The 6080-nt window shown below is 71.5% G+C and carries 6 protein-coding genes and 1 pseudogene; 4 read left to right on the forward strand and 3 right to left on the reverse strand.

Annotated features, from left to right (window positions below):
• Positions 1–22 precede the first annotated feature (22 nt).
• Positions 23–817 (forward strand): RNA polymerase sigma factor SigF, encoded by a 795-nt coding sequence (locus tag ACIP6U_RS31435; RefSeq protein ID WP_401724793.1) that lies wholly within the window; start codon positions 23–25, stop codon positions 815–817.
• Positions 818–841: 24 nt separating this feature from the next.
• On the opposite strand, the gene ACIP6U_RS31440 is transcribed toward ACIP6U_RS31435, so the two are convergent.
• Positions 842–1162 (reverse strand): ANTAR domain-containing protein, encoded by a 321-nt coding sequence (locus tag ACIP6U_RS31440; RefSeq protein ID WP_401724795.1) that lies wholly within the window; start codon positions 1160–1162, stop codon positions 842–844.
• 197 nt (positions 1163–1359) lie between these two features.
• Between ACIP6U_RS31440 and ACIP6U_RS31445 the strand changes: the two genes are divergently transcribed.
• Positions 1360–2163: a VOC family protein gene (locus ACIP6U_RS31445; protein WP_401724798.1), complete on the forward strand. Its 804-nt coding sequence runs from the start codon at positions 1360–1362 to the stop codon at positions 2161–2163.
• Positions 2164–2166: 3 nt separating this feature from the next.
• Here the strand turns inward: ACIP6U_RS31445 and glgX are convergent, their stop codons facing one another.
• Both glgX and ACIP6U_RS31455 read right to left on the reverse strand, forming a co-directional pair.
• The gene (gene glgX / locus ACIP6U_RS31450; protein WP_401724802.1) at positions 2167–4314 is read right to left on the reverse strand and encodes a glycogen debranching protein GlgX; all 2148 of its coding nucleotides are present in this window, start codon (positions 4312–4314) and stop codon (positions 2167–2169) included.
• Positions 4311–4814 (reverse strand): pep a2, encoded by a 504-nt coding sequence (locus tag ACIP6U_RS31455; RefSeq protein WP_401724804.1) that lies wholly within the window; start codon positions 4812–4814, stop codon positions 4311–4313. The genes glgX and ACIP6U_RS31455 overlap by 4 nt, the downstream gene beginning before the upstream one ends.
• 330 nt (positions 4815–5144) lie before the next feature.
• Here ACIP6U_RS31455 and ACIP6U_RS31460 point away from each other — a divergent pair, with 330 nt between their 5' ends.
• Positions 5145–5438: a DUF5133 domain-containing protein gene (locus ACIP6U_RS31460; RefSeq protein WP_401724807.1), complete on the forward strand. Its 294-nt coding sequence runs from the start codon at positions 5145–5147 to the stop codon at positions 5436–5438.
• Between the two features lie 70 nt (positions 5439–5508).
• Positions 5509–6080 (forward strand): annotated as a pseudogene (locus ACIP6U_RS31465) (maltotransferase domain-containing protein); the annotation flags it as partial.

Here is a 6080-nt window from a genome sequence, read left to right on the forward strand (position 1 = left end):
CCGGCTGAGGGAAGTGCGCGCCATGCGTAGCACCACCGGCAGAACCAAACCCCACCCGCACGACGACGCCCCGGACACCGCTGCGGCCTTCGAACGGCTCACGCGGCTGCCCGAGGGACCCGACCGCAACGCGCTGCGGGACGAGCTGGTCCGGGCCTGGTTGCCCATGGCCGAGCGGATCGCCGTCCGGTTCAGGGGGCGCGGCGAGTCCCTGGAGGACCTCCGCCAGGTCGCAGCGCTGGGCCTGGTCAAGGCCGTCGACCACTACGACCCGGCCCGCGGCCACGCTTTCGAGGCCTATGCGGTGCCCACGATCACCGGCGAGGTCAAGCGGCACTTCCGCGACCACACCTGGACGCTGCACGTGCCGCGCCGGGTCCAGGACCTGCGCAATCGGGTGCGGAAGGCCATGAAGGAACTGGCGCAGACGATTCCGGGCCGGTCCCCGACCGTCGCCGAGATCGCCGAGCGGGCGCGGCTGACCGAGGCCGAGGTGCGGACCGGGATGGAAGCCATCGACTGCTACTCCGCGCTGTCGCTCGACGCGGAGATGCCCGGCAGCGACAGCTACACCCTGGGCGACGCGCTCGGCGGACCCGACTCGGCCTACGACACCGTCGTGGACCGCGTGACCGTGGAGCCGTGTCTGCGGGCGCTGCCCGAGCGCGAGCGGACCATCCTGTATCTGCGCTTCTTCCGGGGCATGACCCAGAAGCACATCGCCCAGCAGCTGGGCATCTCGCAGATGCATGTCTCCCGCCTGCTGACCGGCTGCTGCGCGCAGGTCCGCGAGGAGGTGCTCACCCGGGCCGGCTGAAGCGGGCCGTCCGCCCCGGGCCCCTCACCGCTCGGTCGGGACGCCCGGGATCTGGGTCGGGCCGTACCGGTCCAGGGCGTCCTCCAGCTCGGCGCGGATCTCCGGGGGCATGGCTCCGCTGCGGCCCCAGACGAGGATCAGCTCGGCCACGCTGCGCAGTTTGATGTTGGTGTGCTGGGAGACCTCCTTGAGGATCTCCCACCCCTCGTCCGGAGTGACCCGGCCGAGGGCGACCACCATCCCGATCGCCTGGTCGACGACGGCGTGCGAGGAGACGGCCTCCTTGAGCTGGTGGACCTCCTCCTGCAGCGCGAAGATGCGGTCCGGGTCCCCGTCCGTGGTCATCGCCGCCTCCCGATGGTCGCCTCGGGCACTGTTTCCGTTCCCCCTATCGTCGTCACTCGCCCGGCCGTGTGCCACCCGGCGGGCGCACGGCTCGACACTCTCGGCCGGGGTACTCGGCAGGCGCCCGGACCCCTTCCGGCCGGACACTGGTGAGCGGACCGGTGTGTGCCGGCCGACGAGACCAGGACGCGAGTGCCATGAACCACGACACGACCCGCCCCGACGCCGAACCGAGGACCACCTCCACCCAGTCCGTGTTCGGCGCCCCCTGCTGGGTGAGCCTGACCAGCCGCGATCTGGACGCCACCGAGAGGTTCTACGGAGCCGTCCTGGGCTGGCGATGGCGGACCGCGAGCCTCGGCGACCGCTTCCGGATCGCGCTGGCCGACGGCACGCCCGTCGCCGGGGTCGCCGCCGTCGCGACCATGTGGCAGATGGCGGTGGCGTGGACGCCGTACTTCGCCGCGCGGGACGCGGACGAGGCCGTGGCGAAGGTGAAGGAACGCGGCGGCACGGCCGCGGTCGGGCCGATCTCCTTCACGCCCGGGCGGGCGGCGCTGCTGGCCGACCGCGACGGCGCGACCTTCGGCATCTGGGAGGGACAGCTCGTCTCGCACTGGGAGAGATGGCGCCGGGCGGCCCCGACCTTCATCCGGCTGCACACGCGGGACGCCTTCGCCGCGGCGATCTTCTACGGCGAGGTCTTCGACTGGGCGTCCGGGCGGCCCGGCGGCGTCGAGGTCCAGTACGAGGGCGGCGAGGTCGTGCTGCGCAGCGAGGACACGATCGTGGCCCGCATCGACTCCGGCGCCCTGGGCGCGGCCCCCGATCCCACGCTCCGACCCCACTGGCAGGTCCACTTCGTGGTCGCGGACGTCGGGGCGTGCGTCCGCGCGGCAGAACTCCACGGCGGCAGCGTGCTGTCCAAGGGGAGTGACGAGGCCGTGCTGCGCGACCCCGACGGCGCGCTGTTCACGGTGACCTCGCGCCGCGAGCGCTGACTCTCAGCCGGCCGTGCGGGCGGGCCGGGTCAGCAGCACCAGGCTGCGCGCCTCTACGGCCATCTCCGTGCCCGCCTTGTGCTCCGCCTCGTCGGGCTCGCCCTGGGCCTCGGCGGTGTCGACGAGGGTCGTCCAGCGCTCGCCGTAACTCACATCGGGCAGCAGGAACTCCACCGGCTCCCAGTGGCTGTTGAGCAGGAGCAGGAAGGAGTCGTCGACGACCGGCCGCCCGGTCGGGTCGGGTTCGGCGATGGCGTCGCCGTTGAGGAAGACGCCGACGGAGTGCGCGTCGGGGCGCTGCCAGTCCTCCTCCGTCATCTCGCGCCCGTCCGGTGCCAGCCACACCAGGTCGGGCAGCGGCTGATCGGGATGCGTGGCGGTCTCGCCGCGGAAGAACCGGCGCCGGCGCAGTACGGGGTGGGCGGCGCGCAGGCCGATGACGTACCGGGTGAAGTCGGCGAGGTCGCGCTGCTCGTCGGTCAACCGCCAGTCGATCCAGGAGACTTCGCTGTCCTGGCAGTAGGCGTTGTTGTTGCCGCGCTGGGTGCGGCCCAGTTCGTCGCCGTGGCAGAGCATCGGGATGCCCTGCGAGAGGAGCAGGGTGGCCAGCAGGTTGCGCTGCTGGCGGGCGCGCAGGTCGAGGACGCCCGGGTCGTCGCTCTCGCCCTCGACACCGCAGTTCCAGGAGCGGTTGTCGCTCTCACCGTCCCGATTGCCCTCGCCGTTGGCCTCGTTGTGCTTGTCGTTGTACGAGACGAGGTCGCGCAGGGTGAAGCCGTCGTGCGCGGTGACGAAGTTGACGCTGGCGCGCGGGCGGCGCCGGCTGTGCTGGTACAGGTCGGAGGAGCCGGTCAGCCGGGAGGCGAACTCGCCGAGCGTGTGCGGTTCGGCGCGCCAGAAGTCCCGCACGGTGTCCCGGTACTTGCCGTTCCACTCCGACCACAGCTGCGGGAAGTTGCCCACCTGGTAGCCGCCCTCCCCCACGTCCCAGGGTTCGGCGATCAGCTTGACGCGGCTGATCACGGGGTCCTGCTGGATGAGGTCGAAGAACGCGGAGAGCCGGTCGACTTCGTGGAACTGCCGGGCCAGCGTGGCCGCGAGGTCGAAACGGAAACCGTCGACATGCATCTCGGTGACCCAGTACCGCAGCGAGTCCATGATCAGCTGGAGCACGTACGGGTGCCGCATGAGCAGGCTGTTGCCGGTGCCGGTGGTGTCGTAGTAGTGACCCCAGTCGCCGTCCACCAGGCGGTAGTACGAGGCGTTGTCGATGCCCCGGAAGGAGAGGGTGGGGCCCTTCTCGTTGCCCTCGGCGGTGTGGTTGTAGACGACGTCCAGGATCACTTCGAGGCCGGCCGCGTGCAGCGCCTTCACCATCGACTTGAACTCGGTGACCTGTCCGCCCGGACTGCCTTGTGCGGCATAGGAGTTGTGCGGGGCGAAGAAGCCGATGGTGTTGTAGCCCCAGTAGTTGGACAGGCCGCGGTCCTTGAGGACGCCGTCCTGCACGTACTGGTGGACCGGCATCAGCTCCACCGCCGTCACCCCGAGCGAGGTGAGGTGCTCGACGATCGCGGGGTGTGCCAATCCGGCGTAGGTGCCGCGCAGTTCGGCGGGGACCTCGGGGTGGGTGCGGGTGAGACCGCGGACGTGGGCCTCGTAGATCACCGTCTCGGCGTAGGAACGGCCCGGTGGGCGGTCGTCGCCCCAGTCGAAGGCCGGGTCGGTGACCACGCCGAGCATCGTGTGCCCGGCGCTGTCGGTCGGCGAGGGGCCGTCCGCCGTGCGCTCGAAGAGCGAGGCGTGGCTGTCCATCTGGCCGTCCACCGCCCTGGTGTACGGGTCGAGGAGCAGCTTCGCCGGATTGCAGCGGTGGCCCGACTCCGGGTCCCAGGGGCCGTGGACGCGGTAGCCGTAGCGCTGGCCCGGGCCGACTCCGGGCAGGTAGCAGTGCCAGACGAAGCCGTCGGCCTCGGTGATCTCGACACGGCGCTCGGTGCCGTCGTCGTCCACGAGGACCAGCTCGACGCGCTCGGCGACCTCGCTGAACAGCGCGAAGTTGGTGCCCTTGCCGTCGAACTCGGCGCCCAACGGACAGGGGCGCCCGCTCCAGACGGGCGCCCCTGCCGTGCGACGGTTCCTCCGGGTCACCGGGCGGCTTCCAGAGGACCGCTCGACGGCGGGGCCAGGGCCTCGGCGGGCACCTCGCGCGGCAGTTGACGCACCGCGCGCAGGCTCGGCGACGGGGCCGTCGGCACCAGGGGGACGCGCCCGCCGGCGCGGGCCCGCTGCGAGAACCAGATGACCCTGCTGCCGGCGTCCGTGGCGCAGCAGCCCCACCCGTCGCTCATCGCGGCGATGCGCCGCAGACAGGACCGCAGTTCCTGGTCCGGGCGCAGCTCACTGTCGTGGTCGCCGATGGCCGTGATCAGATGCTGGCCGTTCCACCACATCTCGATCGAGGTGTTCTTGTCGCTCGCGTGCTCGTCGATGGCCTTCAGCAACAGCTCGGCACCACGGCAGACGGGCTCCACCAACGTCTCCAGATCCCAGAGCCGCAAGTGCGCGGCCAGAATGCGCCGAACCTGTCCGACCCGCTCCGGGCCGACTTCCACATCGAGGTGGTAGTAGCAGGGGACTGCGGTCTTCATCGTCGTTAGCTCCTCACCGGCGAAGCTGCGGCTCCGCACCGTCCCCGCGGGACGGGCCCCGAACACGAAGGGTGAGCATTGATCGCTCCTGAGTCACCTCAAGAGTGGGAGAGCTACGCCATTCGTGCAACACGAGCGAACTCCTGAGAGCGCACATGGCCACATACGAGCCACATCTTCGTTAGTTGAAGGTCCAACAAGACGCTGAGTCGTCACGCGTGCACCATGTGTGAAGACCTCGATGCCCGCAACGGGCCCGCGCGTGTCCGCGCGCGGTCGCCGCCCGACGGTCGGGATACGCGCGATCGAGCCGGGAAGGTGAACGGCGCCATGCTGCTACCGGCCAAAGCCGAAGTCGCCCGGCAACTGCGGCGGTACCGGATCTGGGAGCGCGCGATGCTCGCGTCCCCCGCCGACCGCACCGTACGGGCCACCTTCGAGGACGCGGGCTACACCCTGTGCGTGCTGCTGGGCAAGCGCTGCGCCCGCGAGGCCGCGGAGGCCGCCGAGCGCTATCTGCGCACGACACTGGTGGCCTACCTCCGGGAGCAGGACCTGCGCGTGAGCATGGCCGCCCGACACGGCCCCCCGGCCGCGGACCTGCCGTCCCCCGCTGGGCGGTAGCCGCCCAGCGGCGCATCTTTCATCCCCGCCGGGCCTCGGGCCCGGCCCGAGCACGGCGGAGGTGACACCCATGAGCCCGATCCCGGCCATCGGCCGCATCCCGGTACGCGACGTCCGACCGGTCGTCGAGTACGGCAGGCGCCCGGCGAAGGCGGTGGCCGGCGAGTCGTTCCAGGTCTCGGCGACCGTCTTCCGCGAGGGCCACGACGCGGTCGCCGCCAACGTCGTCCTCACCGACCCGGACGGCCGCACCGGCCCGTGGACGCCTATGCGCGAACTGACCCCGGGTTCGGACCCTGGGCCGCCGAGGTGACACCTGCCGCCGTCGGCCACTGGACCTATCAGGTCGAGGCGTGGAGCGACCCGGTCTCCACCTGGCGGCACCACGCCCGCATCAAGATCCCGGCCGGCATCGACACCGGCCTGGTCCTGGAGGAAGGCGCCGCCCTGTTCGAGCGGGCGGCCGCCGGAGTCCCCGAAGGAGCGGCGCGTACGACGGTGCTGGCGGCGGCGGAGACCTTGCTCGACGACTCGCTCCCGGTCGAGGCCCGGTTGGCGGCGGGGTTGACGCCGGAGGTGGACGCGGTCCTGGCCGGGCATCCGCTGCGGGAGTTCGTCACCGCCTCCGACCCGCTGCCGTTG

The sequence above is a fragment of the Streptomyces sp. NPDC088794 genome, from assembly GCF_044750545.1.
GTDB lineage: Bacteria > Actinomycetota > Actinomycetes > Streptomycetales > Streptomycetaceae > Streptomyces.